Consider the following 25,519-nt stretch of genomic DNA (forward strand, 5'->3'; position numbering starts at 1 on the left):
CTAGCGTCCCACTTTCGAAAGAACATCGGCGCGGAGGAACCGCTCGACAACGAACATGAATGCAATCGACGGCACAAGCAGTATCAGCGCGCTGATCGATGCAATCTGATAATTGCCGCCGGAGCTTGCCGTATAGAGCAAGAGCGGCAGGGTGGAAATGTCCGGCGCGCCCACGAAATAGGTGCCGGTAAACTCGTCCAGCGATTCCAGGAAAACGAAGATCGCGCTTGCCAGCAGTCCCGGTGCCGCAATTGGCAGTGTGATGTCGAAGAAGGTTTTCAGCGCAGATGCGCCCATGGAACGCGCCGCCTCTTCAAGTTCGCTGTCGATGGCCGAGAAAGCAGCGGTTGCAATCCAGACCGCATAAACGAGCCCATGCGTGACATGCACCAGTACAACGCCGATGATCGTGCCGTTGAGGCCAAACGAATAGAACATTTGCGCGATGTTCACATAGACCGGCAGGTTCGGAAAGGCCTGCGGGATCAGAAGCGTCAGCAGGATCAGGCCACGAAACGGCAGTTTCAGCCGTGCCAGCGCATAACCGGCCGGAATGGCCAGACCAAGCGAGACAATTACGGTCAGGATTGCGATGAGGACGCTGGTTCCAAGCGAAGACAGCGCGTTGCCGCGTGGCGAAAACACATTGGCCCAGAACGAAAAGCCGTATTGCAGCGGAAGCGTGTGGGGGAAATACCAGCGCTCCGCCACAGCCCACAAGAGGAGGTTGGCCAACGGGCCGAAGATTGCGAAGGCCAGAAGGCCGAGGATGATACCGCGCGGAATCCAGCGCCAGTCGAAGGCAGTGCTCATTTGCCGTGCTCCTTCATGGTCTGGCGTAGATAGATCCACGCCACCAGACTGGTCATCAGCAGCGAAATCGTGCCGAGCGCGTTGGCGACCCCGTAATCGCCATAGGCATTGATGCGGAAGGCCATATTGGCGGTGATCATGGTGGGCGATTGCGCGTTGATCATCAGCGGTACCGACAATACCGACATCATGGTCACGAAGCTCAGAATGAGGCCCACGAGCAACGTCTGGCGTACTTGCGGCAAAACGATCTCAATCAGGATGCGAAGGCGTCCTGCACCCAGATTGCGGGCGGATTCGATGGTGCTCCTGTCGAGCGACGCCATGGCGCCTGCCAGAAGCAGGGTGACGAAGGGCGTCTGTTTCCAGACAAATGCAATGGTAATGCCACGCCAGTCGAGAAAGCTCATCGCCTGCAAAGGCGTCAATATGCCGGTTTCGAACAGGAGGCTGTTCATCAGACCATTCTTGGCGAGAAAGGTCCGCAATATCTGGCCAACGACGATAAACGGAATAAACAAAGGCCAGCGATAGAGCCACCGCAGCACGGCGACCGCGCGCGGATTGGAACCGAGCGTCAGATAACCACCGATCGCGATGGAAAGCAGCGCGATCAGTACTGAAGACAGCACGACGATCAGCAGCGTGAACAGAATGTCGCTTGAATAAAGCTCGAATGTCTTGGTGAAATTGCCGAAGCCCCATTCTCCGGAAACATAAAATGCACCGGTGAGGGCGCCGAACAACGGCACGATAAACAATACCACAACGATCGCCAATGCAGGGGCAACCAGTAGCAAACCCGTCAGTCTAGGCGACATTCGAGACCTCATGAAAACGATGGAATACCGGATGCGCCAGAGATGGCGCATCCGGCAATGCGGTTATCAGTTGCCAACCTGACGTTCGTAGGCTTCGAGAATGGCGGTGTTGTACGGAGCAATCGGGAAGGACTTGCCGAACTTGGCCAGATCGTCAGCCGTGATATCGGTGAAAAGCTTGTTCCAGGTGTCGGCATCAAGTTCCGACTTGACGTTGTCGGCGTCGATACCCGGATACCAGTTGAAACGCTTCACGATGCCTTCAGCCTGAACCTTGGGGCTGGTTGCCAGCGCCACGAACTTCTCTGCCAGTTCCTTATGCGCGCTCTTTTCCGGAATGACATAGTGCATCGGCTGGCCCGGCATGCCCGGCTCCGGCAGAACAAGCTTCATCTCCGGAGGCAGCTGGCCATTGGCCTTCCACGAATAGAACATATCCACCCAGACCGGACCCATTGCGATTTCGCCGCGGCTCAGCATGTCGAGTGTTCCGGCATTGCCCGGCGTCAGGGTTGCATTCTTGGTGAATTCCTTCAGAGACGCGAAAGCCTTGTCCCAGTTCTTGGCTTCGCCTTCTTCGAATGGTCCCTGCTGAAGCTTGTTCGCATCGCCGCCATAGGCATAGATCCAGCCCATCACGAAGCTGACGCCCGAAGCGCCGCCCTTGATGCCGTTATAGCCAAACTGCTTCGGGTTTTCCTTGGCCCAGGCGACGAGTTCGTCGTAGCTCTTCGGCGGGGTAGCGACGAGCGCCGGATTATAGGCAAGCGCGGTCTGGCTGTTGAACATCGGCATGACATAGCCATCAACATTGGTGCCGAGCGCCATCTTGGCATTGTCGCGGGTTACCAGTTTGCCGGTTTCGATCTTGCCACGATAATTTTCAAGGAATTTGCCGGTGACCATTGGTCCGACGAATTTTTCATGGACAACAGCAACGTCCGTATCCCACTTTTCGACGCCAGCCTTGGACTGGGCTTCGAAACGCTCGAGAATCTTCTGCGAGCCGGCGTCACCCGGGCCCGTGCCGACAACACGCACAGTCGTGCCCGGATTTTCCTTCTCGAACAAAGGTCCGAGATACTGGTTGACGTAATCGACCATGTTCTGGTCGCCAGCGGTAAGCACCGTCAGTTCGTCGGCAGATGCAGGGACAACGGTAAGACCGAGTACAACTGCTGCTTTCAGGGCCGTTCTCATGGAAAACTCCTGTTAAATCCGGATGGACCGGTTTTGTGGATTGCGATTGGGATGTTGAACACCCTGTTGCTTCATCGGGAATTTTAGGAGGCTGCGGGCCGTTTGATGCCCGCAGTACTGACAAAGGCCGAGCCGAAACGCTGCCCGGCAATGCGGTTGCGAGGCTATTTGTCGAAGAGAAAAAGCGCCTGTTCCGGTATGCGGATTTCGACGTCTGATCCCGGTTGATGGCTTTCCTGCGCATCGACCATGATGTGGCGGTCGCCAATACGGACCATGTGTCGCCAGAGGCCGCCGGGATAGCTGGTCTGCTCTACCGTGCCTGCAAGAACGAGCGCGGGTCCATTGCGGTTAGGGGCGGCACCCGGACTTGCGAGCTGCGCGGCTTCGCTGCGGAAACGCGCGGAGGCAATGCCATCGGAAAGATTTCTCCTTCCGGCTGGAATGGTGCTCGCCTTGTTATGTGTGCCCGCCGCGATTTCAATCTTATCCGCTTTGACGGAGACCGGCAGTTCGATCAGGTTTTCCGCGCCCATGAAGGCGGCGACAAAATCAGACGCCGGGTGATTATAGACTTCTTCAGGCGCACCGGCCTGGGCAATCTCGCCATTGTTGAGAATGACGATCCTGTCGGCCATCACCATGGCTTCTTCGCGATCATGGGTGACGTGCACAGCCGTAATGCCCAAGCGGCGTTGCAACGCGCTGATTTCATGGCGCACCGACAGGCGAATACGCGCGTCGAGATTGGAGAGGGGCTCGTCAAGAAGCAGGATATCCGGCTGGATGGCCAAGGCACGGCCAAGCGCGACGCGCTGGCGTTGGCCGCCGGACAGGGCCGTGGGCTTTCTTTCCAGCAGCGCATCGAGGCCTAGCAGACGGGCAACTTCCAGCACCTTTTGCTTGATCGTGTCTTTTGCAATGCCACGAATGCGCAAGCCATAACCGATATTTTGCGCAACGGTCATGTGAGGCCATAATGCATAAGACTGGAACACGAGCGCCATGCCGCGCTTGTCTGGCGGCAACCGGGTTACGTCCGTCCCATTGACCTTGATTGCGCCGCTACTGGGTGTATTGAAACCTGCGATTGCACGCAGCAAAGTTGTCTTTCCACAACCGGACGATCCGAGCAGAGCGACGAACTCACCCTTGCGGACTGACAGATCAACCCCTTTGAGAACCTCATTATTGCCGTAACGAACGCGCGCGCTCGCCACCTCCAGAAAAGCTGGCATAGGCGTCTCCTCCCCAGGATCGCCGGCTGTTTTTATTTTTTCTGCACAGCCGTGCAATTCAGATTGAAACATCTTTGTGAGACCTCGACAAGCGGCAAAATTGGTTCGAGTAGAGAAACAGCTACGATACGCTGCCCCAACATCGTGGATCGTTGTTTAATGGGGATTTATTACAGCGGTGTGACGCAAGGTTGTCATTGTGGACAGCTTTGCATTCTGTCCTTATCGACAGAATGCATCCCCTTAAAGTCAACGGGAAGTAGCCTTTTCATATGAGAATCCGTCGCGACAAGGGATTGCTGAGCCAGCAAAATGCAATGGCGTGCAATAATGCGGCGTCTCGCAGATTTCTAAAAATTGCGTCAAAACACTGGCCTGCGAACCACGAGTGCAACAACCAAATCAGCAATCGCGCATAAACTGTCAGGCTTCAATAATTCGGTTGCATAAACTTTCAATTACAACTAATGATTGATTTGCGGCATTCACGCGGTTTTTGAGGGAAGGCCGTTTTGATTTTCTGAAACGCAGGGGGAATACAGGTTTCGAGTCCGTTCAGTTAAACCCGTGGCGCTCCCGATATTTATTCTTTTTTCCGGTTTGATGATTGAGGATAATATGAGCATAGTCATGAAGAATAATTCAATGAATTTATCGACTTATGATCCATCGCCCGTAATCAATTCAATGCAGCTGGCATCGCTGGGTGGCGGTGAAAAGCAAAATATAGATTATGGTTTTTCAGACACCGGCGAGAGGACGTATCAGTCACTCGAAACCATAGCCATCATCGTTCTTGAAATGGTGCGCGGGCTGAAATGGAAGCCGTTCGAAGGGGCTGAGGAAATCATTAACTGTCCAGCAGGGATGACGTTCATCATTCCCGCTCATATGAGCTGCGCAGTCGTGTGGCCCAAAAATACGGCTCATCTGACAGTTACGCTTGATGATTCCTTTTTCTCCGCAGAAGAGGGGGAAGAAGCGTCTCACAATTGGACACCACTGCATTTTTCCAACAGACAATGCCTGCAACTGGCGCAAATTTTGTGGGGCGAGCTGCAAGTCTCACCGCATGTGAGCGGCGCTTATATGGATGCTTTCCGTACAGTGCTGACGGGTGTGCTGGTGCGCAACGCATCAATCGCCCGGGGCAGCAACAAGCAGCAGTTCGGGCTCAGTAACTATGCCTGTCGCCAGATCGAGAACTATCTCAAGGAACATTATCGCCAGCAGGTGTCCGTACCTGATATGGCGTCATTGATCGGTATTTCAGCGGGCCATTTTGCAACCTGCTTTCGTGCGAGCTTCGGTCTCACACCGCATCAATATCTGATGCGGCTTCGGCTGGACGAAGCCGAACGGTGCCTGCGCGAGACCGATATATCCTTGAGCGAGCTTGCCGCCACGCTGGGCTTTTCCAGTCAGAGCCACATGACGACCGCGCTGCGCAAATACCGCCATCTGACACCGGGTGAAGTCCGTCGGCGTAGTTATGCGCAGCGGCGGAAGAATCTGTCCTGAAACATCAACTGACGGACGGACTCGCAGTGGCCCGGCTTCTCGCTGGGCCATATCGCTTTTATGGAGCTGATACTGATTGTTACCGGACGTTGTTAACGAGGCAGAAAGACGTCAGCTTCCCGCACCGCCATTTGCATTCGACGAAGCGTTACGCCGAACCCATTTCCGCCAGATGTAGATTTCGCTGCGTCGACGAATGCGACGAACGCGATGAGAATCGTGAGAAAGCACAATCAATCCCAGCGGCAGCATCCAGAAGCCGAGCACCGGCAAGAAGCCAAGTGCGCCCCCAGCCACCAGAGAGCCGCCCAAAACGCGCCGCATCATCACCGATTGAGGAATCGGGATTCGCCGACCAAGAATCAAAATGACCTTGCGAGGTGCTTTTTGGTTGGTTTCTTCGTTCACTGGACCAGGTCTCTCCACGGCTGCTAGATATTTTTTACGTCTGAATGTCCCAGAGAATATAGGGTTTCGTGAGGCAGATGCAAAAAGTTGGAAAAAATTCAATTTTGCCCTTTGCAAACCTGAAATCCTTTTGCTATACGCCACCTCGCTGACGCAACGAGCACCTGTTCCCCGGTAGCTCAGTGGTAGAGCAACCGGCTGTTAACCGGTTGGTCGCTGGTTCGAATCCGGCCCGGGGAGCCACTTCAATTTCTGAAGTCGCTAAAATCTCAATCACTTACATTCCGCAGATCAAGTTTTGCTTTAGAAGCAAAGCAAGACGCAGTTGCGTTTCAACAGCTCCGATCTGGCAAAACTCATCCGTCTTCAAATTGTTATGTGGAGACTGCGAATCGGTCCGACGCGGTGACGCATTGGAGAGCAACGCTGCTTTTCATGTTCTTTTCGAAATTAATGGATCAGAGCGGGCGTAGGCGCGCGTTCAGGCGATTTCCTGCATTGCCTGCTCGAAACCATCATTCACGATCCAGCGGGCTGCGTTGGGGCTGGAGAATGCCTTTGTGCTGAAAAGAGCAGGTCCGGCTTGAGATCCCCCATGCCGACATAAGGATTAGCGTGGTTCGCTAGGATCCAGAGGCTGATCGTGCCAGTCAGCACATAAAGGACCAGCGCGCGCTTTCCAGCGAGCGGACGGTCTGCATGAACGGCAGCAATCGTGATCGCTGTCAGCAAAGTCAGGAACAGGACGAGATACCACTTGGATTCGTCAATCGATGAGCTGGCGACGGCCAGCCGCTCATTGCGCGCATCCTGAAGCTCGTCAAAATCGTTGACGAGCTGCGAGACAATCGGGCCGGGCAGGCCAGAAAGTGCAATCTTTTGGACGATTGCGCGAATTCCCAGAATCGCGTGGTCGACGTCTAATGTAGAAACGGTGTTGTTCTGCTGTCCCCATTCGTCGTCGATGACGATGGTGCGATAGTTCAACACCGCTGTTTTCAGTTCCGCGTTGTCGAGAACGATGGGGTTCGCCGTGTCGAGCAATCGATGAATGGCGGAACGTTCCTTGCTGACGGAAAAATCGGCGCGAGAATTGAGCGACCAAGCGTCAGCAGCCACAAAGCCCATGGAGAGCGCCCATGCCGTCGCAATCGTGCCGAGAAATGCTGGGGCGGGTATGGAGAAGATATCGTGCTTCGCGTGCCTGCTCAGATATCGTAATGCGCCATAGCCGACGCTATACAGTATAATGGCAAATGCGATGAAAAATAAAAATATGGCATAGGTGGGAAGTTCTATAAGTGTAGTGAGCATTGTTTATTCCTCCGCCATACCCCAGAATAGTGGGACCAATAATAACTGCTGGTTTGGCGCTGGCAATCGAGTGTAAAAACAATGAACAGAAAGGTCGTTGCAGACGACCATTACAAACAAATCTCCGGGGAGAAGCTTCGATGATTTATCCGGTGCAGGACAGCTATGGCAATCGTATCGGCACAATCATGCCCGAAGATGCCGAGAACCCCGAGGAGCGTTGGGTCGCCTATGCGATCCATGACCAGCGTAAGGCTTTTGGTAGCTGGCAGGCCGCACGTGACTGGATCGAACAAAGAGCTGCTAATGACGATAAGAAATAAGCAATATCAGCCGAAATTTTCTCGGATTTTCGGCGGTTAACCTATATTAGCTGTTTAGGATGCATTAGAAGCGAGAAAGACTATAGTTTTTTGAAATGGTCTTTTCGCTTGGGAGAGTTTGAATGCTACGGATTGCCGCTCTGAGTGTTTCCTTGCTTTTTCTTTCATTGCCCGCGACAGCGGCGTCCAATAAATGCGCCAATGCGCAAGACCAAGCCACGATGACCCAGTGCGCAGGCGATGATTTTTCTGCTGCCGACAAGAAGCTGAATACCAGCTTCAAGGAAATCCAGAAGCGTCTTGCCGATGATGCAGACAGCAAGAAGCTGTTTGTCAAAGCCCAGCGCGCCTGGATTGCATTCCGTGATGCTGAATGTGATTTCACGACCGCAGATTCATCGGGAGGCACCATCCATTCGATGCTCGTTGCCTCTTGCAAAACCGATCTGACCAAGCAGCGCAACGAACAATTCCAGAAATATCTGAGCTGTGAAGAGGGCGATATGAGCTGTCCGGTTCCTGCCGCGAACTGATGCTGCGCCATATTTCAGGCGACAACCGGGCGCACAATTCTCCTTGGAAGGAACAGGCAAAGTTGTAATGATCATAAGCCTGTCTTCCGAATCCAAGGAGGATATGCCGTGAAAACGATGTTTCTAGCACTCGGATTGGTCGCGCTGTCGACCGCTGGCGCATTTGCTGCCGAACCTGCCAAAATGATGGACAGCCCATCCGGCAAAATGCTGGTCACGCCGAAAGGCATGACGCTCTACACCTTCGACAAGGATATGGGCGGCAAATCGTCATGCGATGCCCAATGTCTGAAAATGTGGCCTGCATTTCATGCAGAAAAGGCCTCGAAAGCGGACACAGATTTCTCGGTCGTCAAAGCAATGGATGGCAAGGATATGTGGGCCTATAAAGGCATGCCGCTTTATCGTTACCATGAAGATATGAAGAAGGGCGACGCCAAGGGGGATGGCAAGGGCGGCGTGTGGCACGTCGTTAAGTAACGAAGGGCGCTACGGCGCCCTTTTCGGAACCGATGAACCTCATAAAGATCGTCAGTGGATGACGACGGCATAGAGCAAGGCCACAAAATTAACGAGCATGAAGCCCGTTCCCATATAGGGCATGGCTTTTGAGAAAAAGAGCTGTAGCTTGGCCATAGACCATCTCCGCAATTAAATGATTGCGGTATCCTAAAAGCTATTTAAATCTCTGATCTGGCGGTAAGGTTTCCCGTTGTTGCAATTTGTAACGACAAGTTGCTCTCTAGCTGAGCTATCCGCGCTGAAACCAAACGGTTCCACTTATCGTAGGCTCTGACGGCATCAGTTGCCGGTCGGTGCGGTTCCTCCGGAAACGCCCTTGTCTGGAACAGGCATCTTGTTGCCGTCCGGATTGGTCACCATGGTCAAGGCCGCCAATGCCAGCAGAATGGGCGCAGCAAGGACGACCACTCTCAGCACGACGCAAACGGCGTGTTTAACGCGTCTCCATGGTGAGGCTTGTCTCATGCGCTTATTGTTGCACAGCCTGTCCTTTCCAACGAGTTAACAGATCGTAAGGTTCTAATATTCTCGCGATCACAATTGCCGCACGATGATTTGGGGACAGATGGAGGGCATCTGCGCGCTCTTTTGCATGGCAAAGGAAAACACCAAGGATTTTTTACACAAAGGCCTCGAATCGCTTGACGAAGCGGGCAGGGATCAATATTGGAACTGCGCAGAGCACAACCAATTGATTTGGAAACGCTCTCAGGAAGGCCTCGTGGCGGAGTGGTTACGCAGAGGACTGCAAATCCTTGCACCCCGGTTCGATTCCGGGCGAGGCCTCCATCTCTTATCCAAAATCGCTATAAGCACTTGATACTCAATGATTAATTTATTGAGTGTGGCAATCAATTCACTCTGCACCCCCTCCGGTAGCGGATGGTTTCTGTCTGAACCGCTGTACATGCGAAGCAAGCGGTTAGCACGGTGCTGGTCGGAAGACAGGTGCAAGCCTATTGTTGCTGCGCTTGCGGCTGGGGTTCATTCGTTTGCGGCTGAGGCGTCTGTGTAGGAGCGGGGGCAGGTTCTTCTGTAAGAACTTCATTTGTCTTGGCCTTGATTTCTTCTGCTGTCTGTTGGCTGATCAGACCTTGCGATGCGGCGAAGCCTACGACAATTGCAACGATTGCGCCGACGAGCGCGGCTTTGAGCTTCGGTGACATAAGGTGCTCTCCTGCCAATATGGTTTATGTCCCGCCCGGACTTCTATTATCGACCTTATGCTACAGCCATGTAAAGATTCAATATTGTTGATCACATCCAAATAGCCTTCTCATGCCGAAATACGACAAGTGCCGTATAGCATAGAAGCCAATTCTGACGTTTGCTCTACCTGGATTGTGTAACAACGCCGACATGATCAGATTGTATTTCGGCGTCATGCTGGCGAGACCAGCAGAGGAGGGATAATGAAGACCATAGCTTTGTTAGCTGTTGGTGCATTCATGGTGACGGGGACTGCGTTCGCAGCAGTGCCAGCGAACGGAAACATAGACACTCAGACAGTAAAGTCCGAAAAATCTGCTGCTACCATCGTTGCGAGCGGCAAGAACAGGGTTGGATCTTTGGGAGGTTCGGGATCGGGCCTCGCCGGTGGCAAGACCGTTTGGGGCGGATGAGAAATTTGCCCCGTTTACGCGGGGCAGACGCTCATTCATGCTTTGCTGCTATGATCCCCAGTACATCACGCATTTGCCGTACATACGGTTCTTTGCATGGCCACGCGAGCGTTGTGTCAGGTCACGTCATCCTGGGCTATAATGCCGCCTTCGCCTTCGAGGATGGCGATGCGTTTGGCTTCCGAAGCCGTGAATTTCAACCGAACGCCAACGCCGCGCTCGTCTTCAGGGATAAAGACCGCACCTAAGTCTTCCAGAGCCACTTGCAGCTTGTTGATAACTTCGGCTGAAGGCTTATCGATTTTCCGTTCGAAGTCTTCGATAACCGACGCGTCCACTTTTGACAGCTTCGCAAGATTATCGCGCGAAATCTCAACGAGTGCGCGGCCCGCTCGACATAGTGGTCCTGTGAGCATTCTACCCTCCGTGTCTGTATTTATCGGGATTGAACCGCAAGTCTCGTGCCGAAACAAGTTAGTTTCCGCGCTAAACCGAGCGGTTTGAATTCCACTCAGGTAGCAACCACTCAATCTTCATCGTCGCGATCTGGCGGTGTCTGTGTGCGGGCGAGGTTGCCTTTCGAGAAGGTATAGCCCGTTTCCACTGCATTCAGCCCGAACTTGTTGCGCAGGCGATCAATCGCGGTTTCAGCCACAGCGCGTTTGGTGGCTTGTGTGTCGACCAGATCGGGCGGATCGGCTCGCTCGCTCGATGAAAGCTCGCTGACGCCAATCCCAAGCAGTCGGAATTTGGTTCCGTCCAACTCCTTTTCCAGAAGCTGCAATCCATGACGGAAAATGCGGTCGGCCAGCTGGGTCGGGTCGGAAAGCTGGCGATTGCGGGTGCGCAGTTTGAAGTCCTGTGTTTTGAGCTTGAGCACAACCGTGCGTCCGGCAATTTCGCCAGCCTTCAGGCGACGCGATACTTTTTCGGCAAGCGCGCGCAAAACAGGAACGAGATCAGCAGCTGTCGAAAGATCGGTGTTGAAGGTTGTTTCTGCCGAAACGCTTTTCATATCGTGATCAGGCTCGACACGCCGGCTATCCTGTCCACGCGACAGGCGATACAGACGCTGGCCCATGGTGCCATAGGCCTTCATCAGTGCGCCTTCATCCATGGTCTGAAGCTGACCGATATTGCGGATGCCATCGCTTTCCAGCTTGGCTGCAAATGCCTTGCCTACACCCCAGATCATACTCACTGGCTTGTCGTGCAGAAAATCCAGCGCTTCGGCTTCGCCGATAACAGAAAATCCGCGCGGCTTCTCCAGGTCGGAAGCCACCTTGGCGAGATATTTACAATAGGACAGGCCGATGGACGCGCTGATTCCGATTTCGCTTTCCACGCGTTTGGAAAAGCGCGCCAGAACAACGGCGGGCGGTGCCTTGTGCAATCGTTCGGTGCCGCTGAGATCGAGAAACGCTTCGTCAATGGAAAGCGGCTCGACCATTGGGGTGAGGTCGCGCATCAGCTGACGCACCTCGCGCCCGACGCGGGCATATTTCTCCATATTGGGTTTGATGACGACGGCTTCCGGACAGGCGTCAAGCGCCTTGTACATCGGCATGGCCGAGCGCACGCCATGAATACGGGCAATATAGCAGGCGGTGGAAACGACGCCGCGCTTACCGCCGCCGATAATGAGCGGCTTGTCGCGCAGTTCAGGATTGTCGCGCTTTTCCACCGACGCGTAAAAAGCATCGCAGTCGATATGCGCAAGCGTTAGCCTGTATAGTTCCGGGTGTCGTATCAGGCGCGGACTACCGCAGGAATAACAGCGGCGCACGGAAGCGCTCTTCTGCAACGACAGGCAGTCGCGGCATAAGCCTTGCTCAGAACTGTTTCCGGCGAAATTCTCAACCATCGTGAATGTGCACAGCGTTGTCGTCTGACCAGTTATCATCGGAACGAGGCTGATCTGACGAACATAAAAGGAACATACCTTCTATATCATCAATCCGGCGCAGCGCCACTGGCAGAGCCGCGCCCAACCGTCATGCTCTTGACATTGGCAGCGATATCACCAAGTTTAGTGTCATGAACAACCATTTCGCCGCCATACTCCATCGGGTTCAACCGATCGCGGGATAAAGGCCCTCGAGCCCTGCCTAGCGCAGATGGGCTCCGGGGGATGGTTCGTCGCTTGTCTCAAGCGAACTCGATAAGCGCTTTCACAAAAACACCCCAGTCATCCGCTTCGAGCCAAGACGCTCGGAGATATTTATCTTTATAACAGTGAGCTATCGCCATGAGCGTCAAGAATCGCAAGAAGCCTAATATTGTCGTCAGTGACGTTGATTACGAGCGCCTGATGGGGCTGGCCAACAGCGTCCCCGAGCAGCAGGAGGAAATCGCCGACGAGCTGATGGCCGAACTTGATCGCGCCAAGGTTGTGCCTGCCAAGCGCCTGCCGCAGAACGTCGTGCATATGGGCTCGGTGGTTGAATTCCGTTCCAATGACGGACATGAGCGCCGCGTGACGCTTGTTTATCCCGGCGAGGCGGACATTGCTCAGGGCAAGATTTCGATTCTGACACCGATTGGTACGGCATTGATCGGACTTGCGCCCGGTCAGTCGATTTCATGGACGGCACGCGACGGGCGAGCACATGAGTTGAACGTTATCAGCGTTTCGACAGCCGAAGAGGTGGTTACGGGACCAACTGCTGCCTGAAATCAGGTTTGAAACAGAACGGCGTCTTCGAATCAGTCGGCGCCGCTCTGCAAATGCTGGCCTGCACCACCGGGCAAAAACGAGGCCGCTTGCTGGATAATGGCCGGATCACGCCCGGTTTCCTCACAGAAGCGCATCAGCGTCGGTTCGTGGCTTAGGAAAAACTGGAGCACACCGGCCAGAAAGCCCGGTTCGCGCGCAGCCTGACGAATGGATGAGGCTTCGATGCCCGTCAGTGCCAGAAAGCGGGGCAGCAAATCCTTATCCTGCGCGAGCCATGCCAAAGCTTCAATGGCGAGGCCTTGCGCTTCTGTTTCGTTCATAAGCGTTTTCACCGTCACTCTCCATTTCAAGCGATCCCAACAGCCGCCGCTAAGGCCTGCTATTGTTTTCATATAAGATGCATGCCCTTGTAGCGACAACGGAATTATTTGCCTTTCGTCAATGAAATGAGGTTAAATCAAAGAGTGCACCGAGGGGAATGTCGGCGCGCACTGTCTGGTGTCAGCCAATGCCAGTGGATGAATGAAAAATCGGGCCGGGGAATTGCCCCAGGGAAGTTTCGATGACGAAAAGCGTAATGATCGTCGAAGACAACGAATTGAATATGAAGTTGTTTCGCGATCTTATCGAAGCCAGCGGATACGAAACGATCCGGACACGAAACGGTCTCGAGGCGCTTGATCTCGCACGCGAACACCGGCCAGACCTCATTCTCATGGATATCCAGCTTCCGGAAGTCTCGGGTCTAGAAGTGACCAAATGGCTGAAAGACGATGAAGAACTGCGCCATATTCCGGTGATCGCCGTCACGGCTTTCGCCATGAAAGGCGATGAGGAGCGCATCCGGCAGGGCGGATGCGAGGCTTATATCTCGAAGCCTATTTCTGTTCCAAGATTTATAGAAACGATAAAGTCTTATCTGGGCGACGCTTAGGCTCGACCAGGCGAGGGGGATCATGACTGCCAGAATTCTCGTCGTCGATGATGTGGCTTCCAATGTGAAGCTCCTGGAAGCAAGGCTGCTTGCTGAATATTATGAAGTCGTCAGTGCCTATAATGGGTTCGATGCCTTCGAGATTTGTCTGGGCGGCCAGATTGATGTCGTCCTGCTCGATGTTCTCATGCCTGGCATGGATGGCTTCGAGGTCTGCCGCAAGCTGAAGGACGACCCGCGCACCTCCAACATTCCTGTCGTTATGGTGACGTCTCTTGACCGCCCGGAAGACAAGATTCGCGGATTGGAGGCGGGGGCAGACGATTTCCTGTCCAAGCCGGTCAACGATCTTCACTTGATGTCCCGCGTGAAAAGCCTCGCCCGCCTGAAGCTGGTGTCGGACGAACTGTTCCAACGCAGCAACAGCGTGGCTGATGCGGAAGTTGAGGCGCTGCTTATAGCCAAGGTTTCCGGTTCCGGTCCAAACCGGCAGGACGCGGCGCGTATCCTCATCGTGGATGAAGATGAAACGGCGGCAGCACGTTTGCGCCTGATTTTAAGCGAGACCTATAGGGTCGATATCGCCAATGACGCCAATACCGCTCTGATCAAGGCGATCGAAGCGGATTACGACAGTATCGTCGTTTCGGCGGCATTCACCTATTACGATCCGTTGCGCTTGTGCTCGCAGCTGCGCACCATCGAGCGCACCCGACTGGTGCCGATTATCTTGATCGTGCGGGAAGATGAAGGCGCGCTTGTCGTTCGCGCACTGGAACTTGGCGTCAACGACTATCTGATGCGCCCGCTGGAAAAGCTGGAGCTTTTTGCGCGGCTGCGCACGCAGATCAAGCGCAAGTGCTACAACGATCTGCTGCGGCAAAGCCTGAACCGCTCCATTACCATGGCCGTTACAGACGACCTCACAGGCCTGCACAATCGCCGCTATCTCGATACGCATATGCCGGTGCTGTATAGCCGCGCAACGGGTCGGGAGCGCCCGCTGACGGTCATTATGATCGACTTCGATTATTTCAAGCGCGTCAACGATCAGTACGGACACGATGCGGGTGACGATGTTTTGCGCGAATTCGCCTCGCGCCTGCGCAAGAATATACGCGGCATGGATCTGATGTGCCGCTATGGCGGTGAGGAGTTCATCGTCGTGCTGCCGGATACTGATTTGCAGGCCGGAGCGGCCGTTGCAGAGCGTATCCGTACCTCCGTGGAGGCTGTGCCCTTTTCGGTCGCCAGCGGGCGTCACAAGGTCAATATGACGATCAGTGTCGGTCTGGCAGGCTTGCGCCTGATGGGTGACAGCGTCGAAGCGCTTTTCGACCGAACCGATGCCGCGCTTTATCTCGCAAAAAAGAACGGGCGCAATCGGGTGGTCGCTTCGGCAGCCTGACTGTTTTGATAAACATCAGATCAAAAACAAAAAGCCGTCTCGCGAGAGACGGCTTTTTTGATTCCGGTTACCGCAAGGGCAACACAGGAAACGAATTACTTGATCTTCGTTTCCTTGAAGTCGACGTGCTTGCGCGCAATCGGGTCGTACTTGGTCTTTGTCATCTTTTCCGTCATCGTGCGGCTGTTCTTCTTCGTAACGTAGAAGAAGCCGGTGTCAGCGGTCGACAAAAGCTTGATCTTGATCGTCGTAGCCTTGGCCATATCGAAATACCTGCTCTTTAACTTTGCCGGAGCATCACCTTTTCGGAAACCGGACCCGCTTATCGGGTTCCCATTCTCCGGGGTCATACTCTATGGATGGTAACCGCCAGCGATTCCGGCAATTCACCCGGCAGCGGAAATTCGCCGCATAACTACGGATTGGGGCCGAAAAGTCAAGACCGCTTCTTTCTGAAAAGCAGTCTTCCTGCTGCAAAGATCGCATATGCGGCAAAAAATACCCCAAGCGTCCACGAAAAACCTGCCGGGCCGAAAGCATCCATGCCGACACCGACGGCCTGCGGGCCTGCCAGCATGCCAATTGCATAGCAAAACACGAAGGCAGCATTGGCCGAGGCCAACTCGCGGCCAGTCAGTTCTGAGCCGAGATGGGCAAGGCCCACCGTATACAGGCCAGCCACGACGCCGCCCCACAAAAACAGGACGCCCGCCATCAGATACCACTGGTTCATCAGATAGGGCAGCGCGATCATGCCGATGAGACCTGTGACCGCGCAAAACAACAGAAGTTTGCGCCGATCCGGAATCTTGTCGCTGATGATGCCGAGCGGAATTTGCAGCAGCACATTGCCGAGGCCGATCATTGTCAGCAGAAGCGCTGCATCTGCTTCCGGATAGCCGATCCGTGCGCCGAAAACCGGGAACAGCGCAAAGCCGCCCGTTTCCACCGCGCCAAAGACGAAGACCGCCATCGTCGCGGTTGGTACCGCGAAAATGAACGGCAGGAAGGGGACATGCTCGCCTTCCTCGAAATCAGGGCTGTCGCGCCAGGCAATCGTCACGGGGATAAGCGCGACCATGATGATCGCGAATCCGACGAAGAACGGCAGGCCGCCGGCACTGCCGATTTTCGAGAAAAGCCAAGGCCCAAGTGCGAAACCAAGCGAAAGTGATGTGGAATAGATACCGAGAACCAGCCCCCGTTTTTCCGGTGGCGCCGAGGCATTGATCCAATATTCGGACAGGACGAAGAGCACCGTCAGCGCGAAATGCAGCACGATGCGCAGCGCAAACCACGCCCAGAGCGGCTGGAAGAAATGAAAGCCGAGGAAGGCAACGCCGCCGATGATAAGCATCAGGAAGATGGCCTTGACCACGCCAAGCCTTGCGGCGATTGGGGCGGCGAGCGGCGCGGCGGCGATGGAGGCAAGGCCGGCAACAGCCGTATTGGCGCCGATGAGGCTTGCCGAATGACCACGGCTTTCCAGCAGTACACTGAGAAGCGGAATGCCCAGACCGATAGCAGCACCCACCGCACTGATGGTCGCAATGGCGGCTGCAAGCGAACGCCAGTGCATCTGGCCTTCTTGCGGAGGAGCGCCTTTTACACCTGCCGCGCTCGTTTTGGTAGAAGCACGGTCGGTTGCTGGAATTTCATTATTCATCAGTTCAGATCACTTCACGGACAAAGCGGCCGTGCCGCATACGGTATTGCACCACCGGGAGGGCAGCAGGCAAATCAAGGCGTGTTTCAGCCAGAAGGCTTTTGGCTTCCTTCAATATGATCTGGGTGATGAGAGCGACATCGAGCTTGGCCACATCATCAATCGATACCCAGTCGAGGTTCTCCAGTTCGCCACTTGGTGCAAGCTGTTGTTTGCCGAATTCCGGCAGGCTGTCGCAAAACGCGATGAAGAAGCGGGTATCGAATCGACGGACATGTTCCGGCGGGGTCACGGCACGGGCGAAATATCGCAGGCTCGACAGCGCAGGCAGCGCGCCCTGACCGAGAAAAGCCCGCCAATCCTGATGGTTGGCCGGAAGCCCCCGCGGCGGTTCAGCGGAAGAATCATCGGCGACCGGATAGGCCACACGCAGTCCAGTTTCCTCGAATGTCTCGCGGATAGCGCATAGCCCGAGCGCGCGGGCGCGGCGCATGGATGGGCGAGAGCCCATGCCATCCAGGAGTTTTCGTGTGTCGTCGTGGCTAAGTTCGTTTGCGGCCGCAATCGCGCCGTCAATCGAATCGGCGCGACCGCCGGGAAATACGAATTTTCCCGGCATGAAGGCCAGGCTGTGATGACGCTTGCCCATCAGCACACGCGGCGTGCCTGCCGAGCGGTCAATCAGAAGCAGAGAGGCTGCGTCGCGCGGGCGCAGCACCTTCTTCTTTTGTTCAGCCAAGGGAGTGGAAACTGTCACGGTCATGATAGCCGGATCAGGTCACGTCGCCGTAGTCGCCTTCGCCCTTACCCCCGAAACCATGCATGTACAGCGCCCATTGCAGGCCGATGGTTGCCCCTTTGAGCGGCTGCAACAGGATCAGCGACAAAATGATCGTCAGCGGCCCCCAGATTGCCATATGCGCCCATAGTGGCAGATTGGTCGTGGCTTCCACGCCCATGAAAGCGCCGACAACAATGTGACCGACAATCAGGATCGTCAGATAGGCCGGAAGATCGTCAGCGCGCTGTTCTGTGTAATCCTCATCGCATACGGAGCACTTGGCGACGGGTTTGACGAAAGCGCGGAAAAGCTGTCCTTCGCCGCAATGCGGGCAGCGGCAGCGGAAACCGCGCCACATGGCCTCGCCAAGCGGACGCTTGGGATGGGCTTTACTGTTGGCTTCGCCACCGAAAACCTGAATGTTCTGCGCGGAATTGGCCTCAAGCGTGCTCATTACCGACCTCTCTTCTTGTGACGCGGGATGCCCGAAGGCTTGCCCTTTCGCCCACGCACCGTCCTGCTTGCCTTGTGATGCGAGCGCGTCGACATCGGCAGGGGATGCGGTTCCGATACCATCTCAAAACGAAGCGCGCCCGCAACGGGGAGCGCCTCGACCAGCCTGACCGTAACCGTATCACCGAGGCGGAAGCCTTTTCCGCTTCGTTCTCCGGCAATCGCATGGTTGGCTTCGTCATATAAATAGTATTCATGACCCAAAGTTGAAATGGGCACCAGCCCATCCGCGCCATATGTCGCAAGGTTCACGAAAAGACCGGCCCGGGTGACGCCCGTTACGCGGCCTTCATACTCGTCACCGAGATGCGAAGCGAGGAAATGGGCGATCAACCGGTCAACGGTTTCGCGTTCGGCCAGCATGGCGCGGCGCTCGGTGGAGGAGATCAGCGCAGATATTTCTTCAAGGCGCGCTTCTTCGTCGGTGGTGATACCATCCTTGCCAAGCCGCAGCGCCTTGATAAGGGCACGATGCACAATAAGGTCGGCATAACGGCGGATCGGCGAGGTGAAATGCGCATAGCGGCGCAGATGCAGCCCGAAATGTCCGATATTTTCAGGGCTGTAAATGGCCTGGCTCTGGGTGCGCAGCACGACCTGATTGACCAGATCCTGATGATCAGTGTCGTCGACGGCCGCCAGAATACGGTTGAACTGCGACGGTTGCAGCGGCCCGCCCTTGGCGAGATTAAGGTCGAGCGTGCGCAGAAACTCGCGCAGGCTTTCCTGCTTGGCCAGCGCCGGCTCATCGTGAATACGGAAGATCAAAGGCTGGCGGTGATCTTCCAGCGTTTCAGCTGCCGCGACATTCGCCTGAATCATGAACTCTTCGATGAGCTTATGCGCATCAAGCCGTTCCGGCACGATCACCTTGTCCACCTTGCCATCCGGCGTCAGCAGGATTTTCTTTTCAGGCAGATCGAGTTCCAGCGGCTCGCGCGCGTCGCGACCGCGCTTCAACACTGCGTAAGCGGCCCAAAGCGGCTTCAACACGCTATCGAGAATTGGCGCCGTCTTGTCATCCGTTGCGCCGTCAATTGCCGCTTGGGCCTGTGCATAGGCAAGCTTGGCGGCAGAGCGCATCATGATGCGATGGAACTTGTGCGCTTTCTTTCGACCGTCAGATGCAAAGACCATGCGCACAGCCAGCGCCGGGCGGTCTTCCAGTTCACGCAGCGAACAGAGATTGTTGGATATGCGCTCCGGCAGCATTGGCACAACGCGATCCGGGAAATAGACGGAATTGCCGCGCTTCAAAGCTTCGCGGTCCAGTGCCGAGCCGGGCCGAATATAAGCCGCCACGTCGGCAATCGCCACGATGACAATCTGGCCGCCGGGGTTTTCCGGATCGGTATCCGGCTCCGCATAGACCGCATCGTCGTGATCCTTGGCGTCCGCCGGATCAATGGTCAGAAGGGGCACAGCGCGCCAGTCTTCCCGACCGTCCAAGGTGGCGGGTTTGGCGTCTTCAGATTCGCGGATCACTTCATCCGGGAAAACATGCGGGATTTCGTGCTCATGAATGGCGATCATCGACAGCGCCTTTTCGCTATCGATGGAACCAACCACCTGCCGGACCTTACCGCGCGGCAATCCCTGACGGCGCGACGAGATCAGCTCGACTTCCACCAGATCGCCGCTTTCGGCATTTTCCAATTGAGCGGGATCAAGCTGCACTTCGGCCTGCTTGCGATCCACAGGCTCCAGCCGCCATTCGCCGTTGCCGAGCTTGCGCACGACGCCCAGCACCGCATTGGCGCGGTGTTCCAACCGCTTCATCACGCGGGCAGTATACTCCGGGCCGTCGCGGTCTTCGTTGCGGAAAATCTTTGCCAGAACGCGGTCACCGACACCGACTGCCGGGCCACCTTCCGATGCCTTGTTGAGCCGTGTGCGGCGCACCAGCACCACCGGCGGCTTGCCATAGGCGGCTTCGTCCCATTCGGTTGGACGGGCCAGCAGCCCGCCATCGTCGTCGCGTCCCGTTACATCCAGTACGGCGACGCTTGGCAGCGATCCGGGACGGGACAGCTTGCGTGCGCGTTTTTCGACCAGACCGTCATCGGCCAGTTCGCGCAACAGGTCTTTCAGATAAACCCGCGCATCGCCCTTGATATTGAATGCCTTGGCCAGCTCGCGCTTTCCGGCGCGGTCAGGATTCTCCTCGATATATTTGAGGACTTCCTCACGCGTTGGCAAAAACGCATGCGGATCGCCCGCATGCGCCTCCGATTTCGCCTGTGCTGCACGCCGTTCGGTCCGCGCGGATCGACCGGAATCGGGTTTGGAAAAACGACGTGCCAATTGTTACTCCTCTGCCGCTGCGGCCTTCTTAGCCTTCGATGGGGCTTTTGCCTTTGCGGGAGCTTTCTTTGCTGCCGGTTTCTTGGCAGCGGCTTTCTTTTCAGTGCTGGCCGCGGATTTGCGGGCAGGGGCTTTCTTGCCCTTGGACGAGCCGGCCTTTTCGGTGATCAGCGCCAGCGCTTCTTCCAGCGTGACACTTGCCGGGTCCTTGCCCTTCGGCAAAGTCGCATTGACCTTGCCCCAGTTCACATAAGGACCATAGCGTCCGTCACGCACGGTGATGGAACCGCCATCCGGATGATCACCAAGCGTTGCCAGTGCTGCCGGGGTAGAACGACCGCGACCGCCCTTGGACTGCTTGTCCGCAAGCACCGAAACGGCGCGATTGAGACCGACCGAGAAGACTTCCTCGGCATTTTCCAGATTGGCGAATGTGCCGTCATGGCTGACATAAGGTCCATAACGACCGATACCCGCCGAAATCATCTTGCCGGTTTCCGGGTGCTGGCCGACATCGCGCGGGAGCGACAGCAGTGCCACAGCCTTTTCATGGTCGACCGTATCCAGCGTCCAGCCCTTTGGCAGGCTGGCGCGCTTGGCTTCCTTGCCGTCACCACGCTGGATGTAGGGACCGAAACGGCCCGTCCGCGCAGTGATTTCCTCACCCGTGAACGGATCTTTGCCGAGCGACTTCGGTTCGTCGGCTGCTGCGGCCTCGCCATTGGCTTCGCCGCCGAGCTGACGGGTAAATTTGCACTCCGGATAATTGGAGCAACCAACAAACGCGCCATACTTGCCTAGTTTCAGCGACAAGACGCCAGTGCCGCAGGTTGGGCACGAACGCGGATCGCTGCCATCTTCGCGGGCCGGGAAGGCCAGCGGAGCCAGTTCTTCGTTCAGCGCATCGAGAACATTGGTAACGCGCAGTTCCTTGATGTCATCGACGGAACCCGAGAAATCGCGCCAGAAATCACGCAGCACGTCCTTCCACGAAAGCTTGCCGTCGGAGATGAGATCGAGCTTTTCTTCAAGGCTCGCCGTGAAGTCATATTCCACATAGCGGTCGAAGAAGCTTTCAAGGAAAGCTGTGACCAGGCGACCCTTCGGCTCCGGGATAAGCTTGCGCTTGTCCATGCTGATATATTCGCGGTCGCGCAGCGTGGCGAGCGTTGCGGCATAGGTCGAAGGACGACCGATGCCCAGCTCTTCCATCTTCTTGATCAGCGAGGCTTCCGAATAACGCGGCGGCGGTTCGGTCGAGTGCTGGGTGGCATCGATCTTTTCGCGGGCCAGTGCTTCGCCGCTGCGAATTTCCGGCAGCTTTGCGCTATCCTCGTCGTCTTCCTCTTCCTCGCGATGATCCATATAGGCTGCAAGGAAGCCGTCGAACTTCGTCACCGAGCCATTGGCGCGCAGCATGGCCGAGCGCGAGCCGTTGACGGCTTCGATATCCGCCGTCGTACGCTCTATATCGGCAGCCTGCATCTGGCTGGCGATCGCGCGCTTCCAGATCAGCTCATAAAGCCGTGCCTGATCTTCATCGAGATAACGGCGCACTTCCTTCGGATGACGCGAAAAATCGGTCGGACGAATGGCTTCGTGCGCTTCCTGGGCGTTCTTGGCCTTGCTGGAATAATAGCGCGGCTTTTCCGGCACATATTTCGCGCCGAATGTTTCGCCAATGGCCTGACGTGCGGCAGTGATCGCTTCCGGCGCCATCTGCACACCGTCGGTACGCATATAGGTAATGAGACCGGCAGTCTCGCCACCGATATCCACGCCTTCATAAAGACGCTGCGCTACCTGCATGGTGCGCGATGCCGAGAAACCGAGCTGGCCGGAGGCGGCTTGCTGCAAGGTCGAAGTGGTGAAAGGCGGTCCGGGATTGCGCTTGGTCGGCTTGGCTTCGACCGAAATAGCCTTGAAGCTTGCGCCTTCCAGCATGGTGCGGATGCCAGTTGCCTGTTCGCCATTCTTGATGTCGAGCTTGCCGCGCTTTTTGCCGTCCACGGCGGTCAGGCGCGCGGTGAAGCTGTCACTGCGCGGCGTTTTCAAAAGAGCGGCAATGTTCCAGTATTCTTCGCGAATGAACCGCTCGATTTCCGACTCGCGGTCGGCGACGAGGCGCAACGCGACCGACTGTACGCGGCCAGCCGAACGTGCACCGGGCAGCTTGCGCCACAGAACCGGCGACAGCGTGAAGCCGAAGAGATAGTCGAGCGCACGACGTGCAAGATAGGCATCCACCAGCGGCTCATCGATGTCGCGCGGATTAGCGATGGCGTCGAGCACGGCCTTCTTGGTGATGGCGTTGAACGCCACGCGCTTGACGGTCTTGCCCTTCAGCGCCTTTTTCTGATTGAGCACTTCCAGCACGTGCCAGGAGATGGCTTCACCTTCGCGATCCGGATCGGTTGCGAGAATGAGGCCGTCGCTGTCTTTCAGCGCTTTGACGATATCTGATAGTCGCTTGGAGGAATTGCCATCCACTTCCCACGACATGGCAAAATCTTCGTCCGGACGCACCGAGCCATCCTTGGCTGGCAAGTCTCGCACGTGACCAAACGAAGCCAGAACCTTATAGTTCGAGCCCAGATACTTATTGATAGTTTTCGCCTTCGCAGGCGATTCGACAACCACGACGTTCATTTAAAACAGCCCAGATTCGCGCCCCGCAGAAGCATTTTGCCTCCCAACCGCGTCACAATAGTTGCCTTCCACATGAACAGAGGGCGGCGTTTGGTCAAGAGGACGAGACAAAAAATCGCTAAATACAACTATAAATAGTGATTGCCAGATATGTAACTTTTGGTAGATTTGCAGCCAAAATTGATCGGAGCGTTCATTCATTTGCATAGTGATTTTCTAATTAAGCTACTTGCTCATTTGTTGGGGGCAGCATGAAGCAACGTCGTGAAGATAATCCTGAAACACTCATTTATATAGAACAGATGCTCGGGGAACTGGGAAAACTGGCGAAGAAGACGGACAATGCCTTATTGGCGTACATGATCCAGATGGCATCGGAAGAGGCGAAAGATTTGATTGAGGGAAGACGGAATCATTAAAGGCATCCGCGGGGCCACAGATCATCCTTCGGGGAGAAGGGCGATCTGATTGCCGGGATAGCGTACAAGGCGTCCAGCCAGATCGAGTTCCAGCAAAATGAGCTGGACCTGGCTGGCGCCGATGCCGGTATGGCGCACAAGACTATCAATATCGACAGGGCTTGGACCGAGAACATCCACGATGCGGTAACGTTCTTCATCCGTCATGAGCGCTGGCATCTCGTCCAGAGGTTCTTCCATCCGGTTGAGATCGTCAGGCGGCGGAACATCGGCGGCAAAGAGATCTTTCGGTCGCATGATTGGATTGAGCGCCTCAATGACGTCGTCCACGCCTGTAACCAGTGTTGCGCCTTGTTTCAGAAGCGCATTGGTGCCGCGGGCGCGTGGGTCGAGCGGCGAGCCGGGCACGGCAAAGACCGTGCGGCCCATTTCGCCCGCCATGCGTGCGCTGATGAGCGAACCGGAGCGTTCCGCCGCCTCAACGACGATGAGGCCAAGCGAAAGCCCGGCAATGATACGATTGCGGCGTGGAAAATCGCGGGATCGCGGTTCTGCACCCATGGGCATTTCCGTAATCAGGGCGCCGTCATGTTCCGGGATTGCGCGATAGAGCGGCAGGTTTTCAGGCGGGTAGGGGCGATCCAATCCTCCGGCCAGCACGGCGACCGTGCCGCTTGTCATGCTGGCCTTGTGCGCGGCGGCATCAATGCCGCGCGCCAAGCCGGAAATCACCGCAAAGCCTGCATCCCCGAGATCGCGAGCCAGCTTTTCAGTAAAGCGCGCACCCGCAACAGAAGCATTGCGCGAGCCGACAATCGCAACAGGCGGCTTGCGGAACACTTTTTCGCTGCCTTTGATGATCACCAAAGGCGGCGGCGCTTCGCAGTTTTTCAGTTGCTGCGGATAATCTGGTTCGCCCATGCCGACGAGGCGCGCGCCATGGCGCTCGATTGCCTCCAGTTCACGCTCGGCATCTTCCATCGGCGTAATGCGAAGCGGTCTGGTGCTGCCGCCGCGAATATTGAGATCGGGCAGCCGCTCCAATGCATTGGCGGCAGAGCCGCAAAACAGGATAAGGTCGCGAAAGGTAACCGCACCGATATCATCGGTGCGAATAAGGCGCAGCCAGTTCAATCTCTGGCGATCTGAGAGGCGAATTCCGGTTTTCGAATTCGCGCCCTCCATCACCCCTTGGCTCCGATACGGCTTTCAGTGCCGTTCAGAAGCCGCTTTATATTGGCGTGATGCTTGAAGAAGATGATCACCGTTAGCACGGCGAACAGGCCTGCAATCGCGTGGTCACCTTTGAAATAAAGGCTGATCGGCACGATGATACTGGCGAGAAGGGCGGATAGCGACGAGTAGCGCGAGACGATTGCGGTGACGATCCACACAGCGGCAAAAATCAATGCGCCGGGCCATGCCAGGCCGATCAGAATGCCGAGATAGGTGGCAACACCTTTGCCGCCCTTGAAACCGATCCACACTGGAAAGAGGTGGCCGATAAACGCACCGAAACCGGCAGCAATCGCGGCTGCTTCGCCATAGCGCGACGCGATCAGCACCGCAAAGGTGCCTTTCAGCGCATCAAGAATGAGCGTCGCGGCGGCGAGCTTCTTGTTACCGGTGCGCAGCACATTGGTCGCGCCGATATTGCCCGAGCCGATGGAACGGACATCGCCCAAGCCAGCCAGTCGGGTCAGGATGAGCCCGAAAGGAATGGAACCGAGGAGATAGCCGAAAATAAGTGTCGCGACGAGCACGAGATTAAAGAAACCGGTTTCGGCCATTTAGATTCCCTCTGGCTTTTATTTTTGTCCATGGTCCCGAAGAGAATTCCCCCTCTCGGGACC

At 55.9% G+C, this 25,519-nt stretch carries 27 protein-coding genes and 2 tRNA genes; 10 read left to right on the top strand and 19 right to left on the bottom strand.

What is annotated here, in order from left to right; genetic code table 11:
* From ACTJKP_RS18155 to ACTJKP_RS18170, 4 genes are all read right to left on the bottom strand, one after another.
* The gene (locus tag ACTJKP_RS18155; RefSeq protein WP_440631670.1) at window positions 1-813 is read right to left on the bottom strand and encodes an ABC transporter permease; all 813 of its coding nucleotides are present in this window, start codon (window positions 811-813) and stop codon (window positions 1-3) included.
* Entirely contained in the window at window positions 810-1,634 is an 825-nt protein-coding gene (locus tag ACTJKP_RS18160; protein ID WP_078336939.1) for an ABC transporter permease, read from the bottom strand. Before ACTJKP_RS18160 ends, ACTJKP_RS18155 begins: the two co-directional genes overlap by 4 nt.
* A 66-nt stretch (window positions 1,635-1,700) precedes the next feature.
* Entirely contained in the window at window positions 1,701-2,834 is a 1,134-nt protein-coding gene (locus ACTJKP_RS18165; RefSeq protein ID WP_440631671.1) for an ABC transporter substrate-binding protein, read from the bottom strand.
* A gap of 164 nt (window positions 2,835-2,998) precedes the next feature.
* Window positions 2,999-4,072, bottom strand: a complete 1,074-nt coding sequence (locus ACTJKP_RS18170) for an ABC transporter ATP-binding protein (protein ID WP_440631672.1) — start codon at window positions 4,070-4,072, stop codon at window positions 2,999-3,001.
* 630 nt (window positions 4,073-4,702) lie between these two features.
* Here ACTJKP_RS18170 and ACTJKP_RS18175 point away from each other — a divergent pair.
* Window positions 4,703-5,593, top strand: coding sequence for a helix-turn-helix domain-containing protein (locus ACTJKP_RS18175; protein ID WP_440631673.1), 891 nt, complete (start codon window positions 4,703-4,705; stop codon window positions 5,591-5,593).
* A gap of 111 nt (window positions 5,594-5,704) precedes the next feature.
* Here the strand turns inward: ACTJKP_RS18175 and ACTJKP_RS18180 are convergent, their stop codons facing one another.
* Window positions 5,705-5,920 carry a hypothetical protein gene (locus ACTJKP_RS18180; RefSeq protein WP_280993289.1) on the bottom strand — a complete coding sequence of 72 codons (216 nt, stop codon included), beginning with the start codon at window positions 5,918-5,920 and terminating at the stop codon, window positions 5,705-5,707.
* Between the two features lie 249 nt (window positions 5,921-6,169).
* Here ACTJKP_RS18180 and ACTJKP_RS18185 point away from each other — a divergent pair.
* Window positions 6,170-6,244: transfer RNA gene (locus ACTJKP_RS18185), tRNA-Asn, on the top strand.
* A gap of 276 nt (window positions 6,245-6,520) precedes the next feature.
* On the opposite strand, the gene ACTJKP_RS18190 is transcribed toward ACTJKP_RS18185, so the two are convergent.
* The gene (locus tag ACTJKP_RS18190; RefSeq protein WP_078336943.1) at window positions 6,521-7,315 is read right to left on the bottom strand and encodes a DUF4239 domain-containing protein; all 795 of its coding nucleotides are present in this window, start codon (window positions 7,313-7,315) and stop codon (window positions 6,521-6,523) included.
* Window positions 7,316-7,455: 140 nt separating this feature from the next.
* On the opposite strand from ACTJKP_RS18190, the gene ACTJKP_RS18195 reads away from it, so the two are divergent.
* The 3 genes from ACTJKP_RS18195 to ACTJKP_RS18205 all read left to right on the top strand — a co-directional run bounded on the left by ACTJKP_RS18195 (window position 7,456) and on the right by ACTJKP_RS18205 (window position 8,651).
* Window positions 7,456-7,638: a hypothetical protein gene (locus ACTJKP_RS18195; protein WP_078336944.1), complete on the top strand. Its 183-nt coding sequence runs from the start codon at window positions 7,456-7,458 to the stop codon at window positions 7,636-7,638.
* 122 nt (window positions 7,639-7,760) lie between these two features.
* Entirely contained in the window at window positions 7,761-8,171 is a 411-nt protein-coding gene (locus ACTJKP_RS18200) for a lysozyme inhibitor LprI family protein (protein ID WP_440631674.1), read from the top strand.
* A 108-nt stretch (window positions 8,172-8,279) separates the two neighbouring features.
* A complete protein-coding gene (locus ACTJKP_RS18205) occupies window positions 8,280-8,651 on the top strand; it encodes a COG4315 family predicted lipoprotein (RefSeq protein ID WP_138784694.1) in 372 nt (123 codons plus the stop codon).
* A 321-nt stretch (window positions 8,652-8,972) separates the two neighbouring features.
* On the opposite strand, the gene ACTJKP_RS18210 is transcribed toward ACTJKP_RS18205, so the two are convergent.
* The gene (locus tag ACTJKP_RS18210; RefSeq protein ID WP_440631675.1) at window positions 8,973-9,101 is read right to left on the bottom strand and encodes a hypothetical protein; all 129 of its coding nucleotides are present in this window, start codon (window positions 9,099-9,101) and stop codon (window positions 8,973-8,975) included.
* A gap of 307 nt (window positions 9,102-9,408) precedes the next feature.
* Here ACTJKP_RS18210 and ACTJKP_RS18215 point away from each other — a divergent pair.
* Window positions 9,409-9,482: transfer RNA gene (locus ACTJKP_RS18215), tRNA-Cys, on the top strand.
* A gap of 167 nt (window positions 9,483-9,649) precedes the next feature.
* Here the strand turns inward: ACTJKP_RS18215 and ACTJKP_RS18220 are convergent.
* The 3 genes from ACTJKP_RS18220 to ACTJKP_RS18230 all read right to left on the bottom strand — a co-directional run bounded on the left by ACTJKP_RS18220 (window position 9,650) and on the right by ACTJKP_RS18230 (window position 12,179).
* Window positions 9,650-9,859 carry a hypothetical protein gene (locus ACTJKP_RS18220; protein WP_440631676.1) on the bottom strand — a complete coding sequence of 70 codons (210 nt, stop codon included), beginning with the start codon at window positions 9,857-9,859 and terminating at the stop codon, window positions 9,650-9,652.
* A gap of 572 nt (window positions 9,860-10,431) precedes the next feature.
* A complete protein-coding gene (locus ACTJKP_RS18225; RefSeq protein WP_078336949.1) occupies window positions 10,432-10,731 on the bottom strand; it encodes a hypothetical protein in 300 nt (99 codons plus the stop codon).
* A gap of 110 nt (window positions 10,732-10,841) precedes the next feature.
* The gene (locus ACTJKP_RS18230) at window positions 10,842-12,179 is read right to left on the bottom strand and encodes a DNA polymerase IV (protein ID WP_440631677.1); all 1,338 of its coding nucleotides are present in this window, start codon (window positions 12,177-12,179) and stop codon (window positions 10,842-10,844) included.
* Between the two features lie 384 nt (window positions 12,180-12,563).
* On the opposite strand from ACTJKP_RS18230, the gene rnk reads away from it, so the two are divergent.
* Window positions 12,564-12,989, top strand: coding sequence for a nucleoside diphosphate kinase regulator (rnk, locus tag ACTJKP_RS18235; RefSeq protein WP_440631678.1), 426 nt, complete (start codon window positions 12,564-12,566; stop codon window positions 12,987-12,989).
* Between the two features lie 32 nt (window positions 12,990-13,021).
* On the opposite strand, the gene ACTJKP_RS18240 is transcribed toward rnk, so the two are convergent.
* Entirely contained in the window at window positions 13,022-13,324 is a 303-nt protein-coding gene (locus ACTJKP_RS18240; RefSeq protein WP_440631679.1) for a DUF3572 domain-containing protein, read from the bottom strand.
* A 230-nt stretch (window positions 13,325-13,554) separates the two neighbouring features.
* Between ACTJKP_RS18240 and ACTJKP_RS18245 the strand changes: the two genes are divergently transcribed.
* Complete coding sequence (locus ACTJKP_RS18245; protein WP_007878616.1) at window positions 13,555-13,926, top strand: response regulator; 372 nt, start codon at window positions 13,555-13,557, stop codon at window positions 13,924-13,926.
* A gap of 22 nt (window positions 13,927-13,948) precedes the next feature.
* Window positions 13,949-15,334 (top strand): PleD family two-component system response regulator, encoded by a 1,386-nt coding sequence (locus ACTJKP_RS18250; protein WP_440631680.1) that lies wholly within the window; start codon window positions 13,949-13,951, stop codon window positions 15,332-15,334.
* Window positions 15,335-15,429: 95 nt separating this feature from the next.
* On the opposite strand, the gene rpmG is transcribed toward ACTJKP_RS18250, so the two are convergent.
* The 6 genes from rpmG to topA form a co-directional block, all read right to left on the bottom strand.
* The gene (gene rpmG, locus ACTJKP_RS18255; protein ID WP_007878621.1) at window positions 15,430-15,597 is read right to left on the bottom strand and encodes a 50S ribosomal protein L33; all 168 of its coding nucleotides are present in this window, start codon (window positions 15,595-15,597) and stop codon (window positions 15,430-15,432) included.
* 173 nt (window positions 15,598-15,770) lie between these two features.
* Window positions 15,771-16,913, bottom strand: coding sequence for an MFS transporter (locus ACTJKP_RS18260; protein WP_078337081.1), 1,143 nt, complete (start codon window positions 16,911-16,913; stop codon window positions 15,771-15,773).
* A gap of 91 nt (window positions 16,914-17,004) precedes the next feature.
* Window positions 17,005-17,763 (bottom strand): NUDIX hydrolase, encoded by a 759-nt coding sequence (locus tag ACTJKP_RS18265; protein WP_078336953.1) that lies wholly within the window; start codon window positions 17,761-17,763, stop codon window positions 17,005-17,007.
* A gap of 10 nt (window positions 17,764-17,773) precedes the next feature.
* Complete coding sequence (locus ACTJKP_RS18270) at window positions 17,774-18,235, bottom strand: DUF983 domain-containing protein (protein ID WP_078336954.1); 462 nt, start codon at window positions 18,233-18,235, stop codon at window positions 17,774-17,776.
* On the bottom strand, window positions 18,235-20,598 hold the full coding sequence (rnr, locus tag ACTJKP_RS18275) for a ribonuclease R (protein ID WP_440631681.1): 2,364 nt from the start codon (window positions 20,596-20,598) through the stop codon (window positions 18,235-18,237). Before rnr ends, ACTJKP_RS18270 begins: the two co-directional genes overlap by 1 nt.
* A gap of 3 nt (window positions 20,599-20,601) precedes the next feature.
* Window positions 20,602-23,247, bottom strand: a complete 2,646-nt coding sequence (gene topA, locus ACTJKP_RS18280) for a type I DNA topoisomerase (protein WP_440631682.1) — start codon at window positions 23,245-23,247, stop codon at window positions 20,602-20,604.
* Between the two features lie 251 nt (window positions 23,248-23,498).
* On the opposite strand from topA, the gene ACTJKP_RS18285 reads away from it, so the two are divergent.
* Window positions 23,499-23,666 carry a hypothetical protein gene (locus ACTJKP_RS18285; RefSeq protein WP_176168279.1) on the top strand — a complete coding sequence of 56 codons (168 nt, stop codon included), beginning with the start codon at window positions 23,499-23,501 and terminating at the stop codon, window positions 23,664-23,666.
* Between the two features lie 21 nt (window positions 23,667-23,687).
* Here ACTJKP_RS18285 and dprA read toward each other — a convergent pair whose 3' ends face one another.
* Entirely contained in the window at window positions 23,688-24,854 is a 1,167-nt protein-coding gene (dprA, locus tag ACTJKP_RS18290; protein WP_440631683.1) for a DNA-processing protein DprA, read from the bottom strand.
* Window positions 24,851-25,456 (bottom strand): glycerol-3-phosphate 1-O-acyltransferase PlsY, encoded by a 606-nt coding sequence (gene plsY / locus ACTJKP_RS18295; RefSeq protein ID WP_440631684.1) that lies wholly within the window; start codon window positions 25,454-25,456, stop codon window positions 24,851-24,853. Before plsY ends, dprA begins: the two co-directional genes overlap by 4 nt.
* Between the last annotated feature and the right edge of the window lie 63 nt (window positions 25,457-25,519).

It is taken from the genome of Brucella sp. 22210 (assembly GCF_052045675.1).
GTDB lineage: Bacteria > Pseudomonadota > Alphaproteobacteria > Rhizobiales > Rhizobiaceae > Brucella.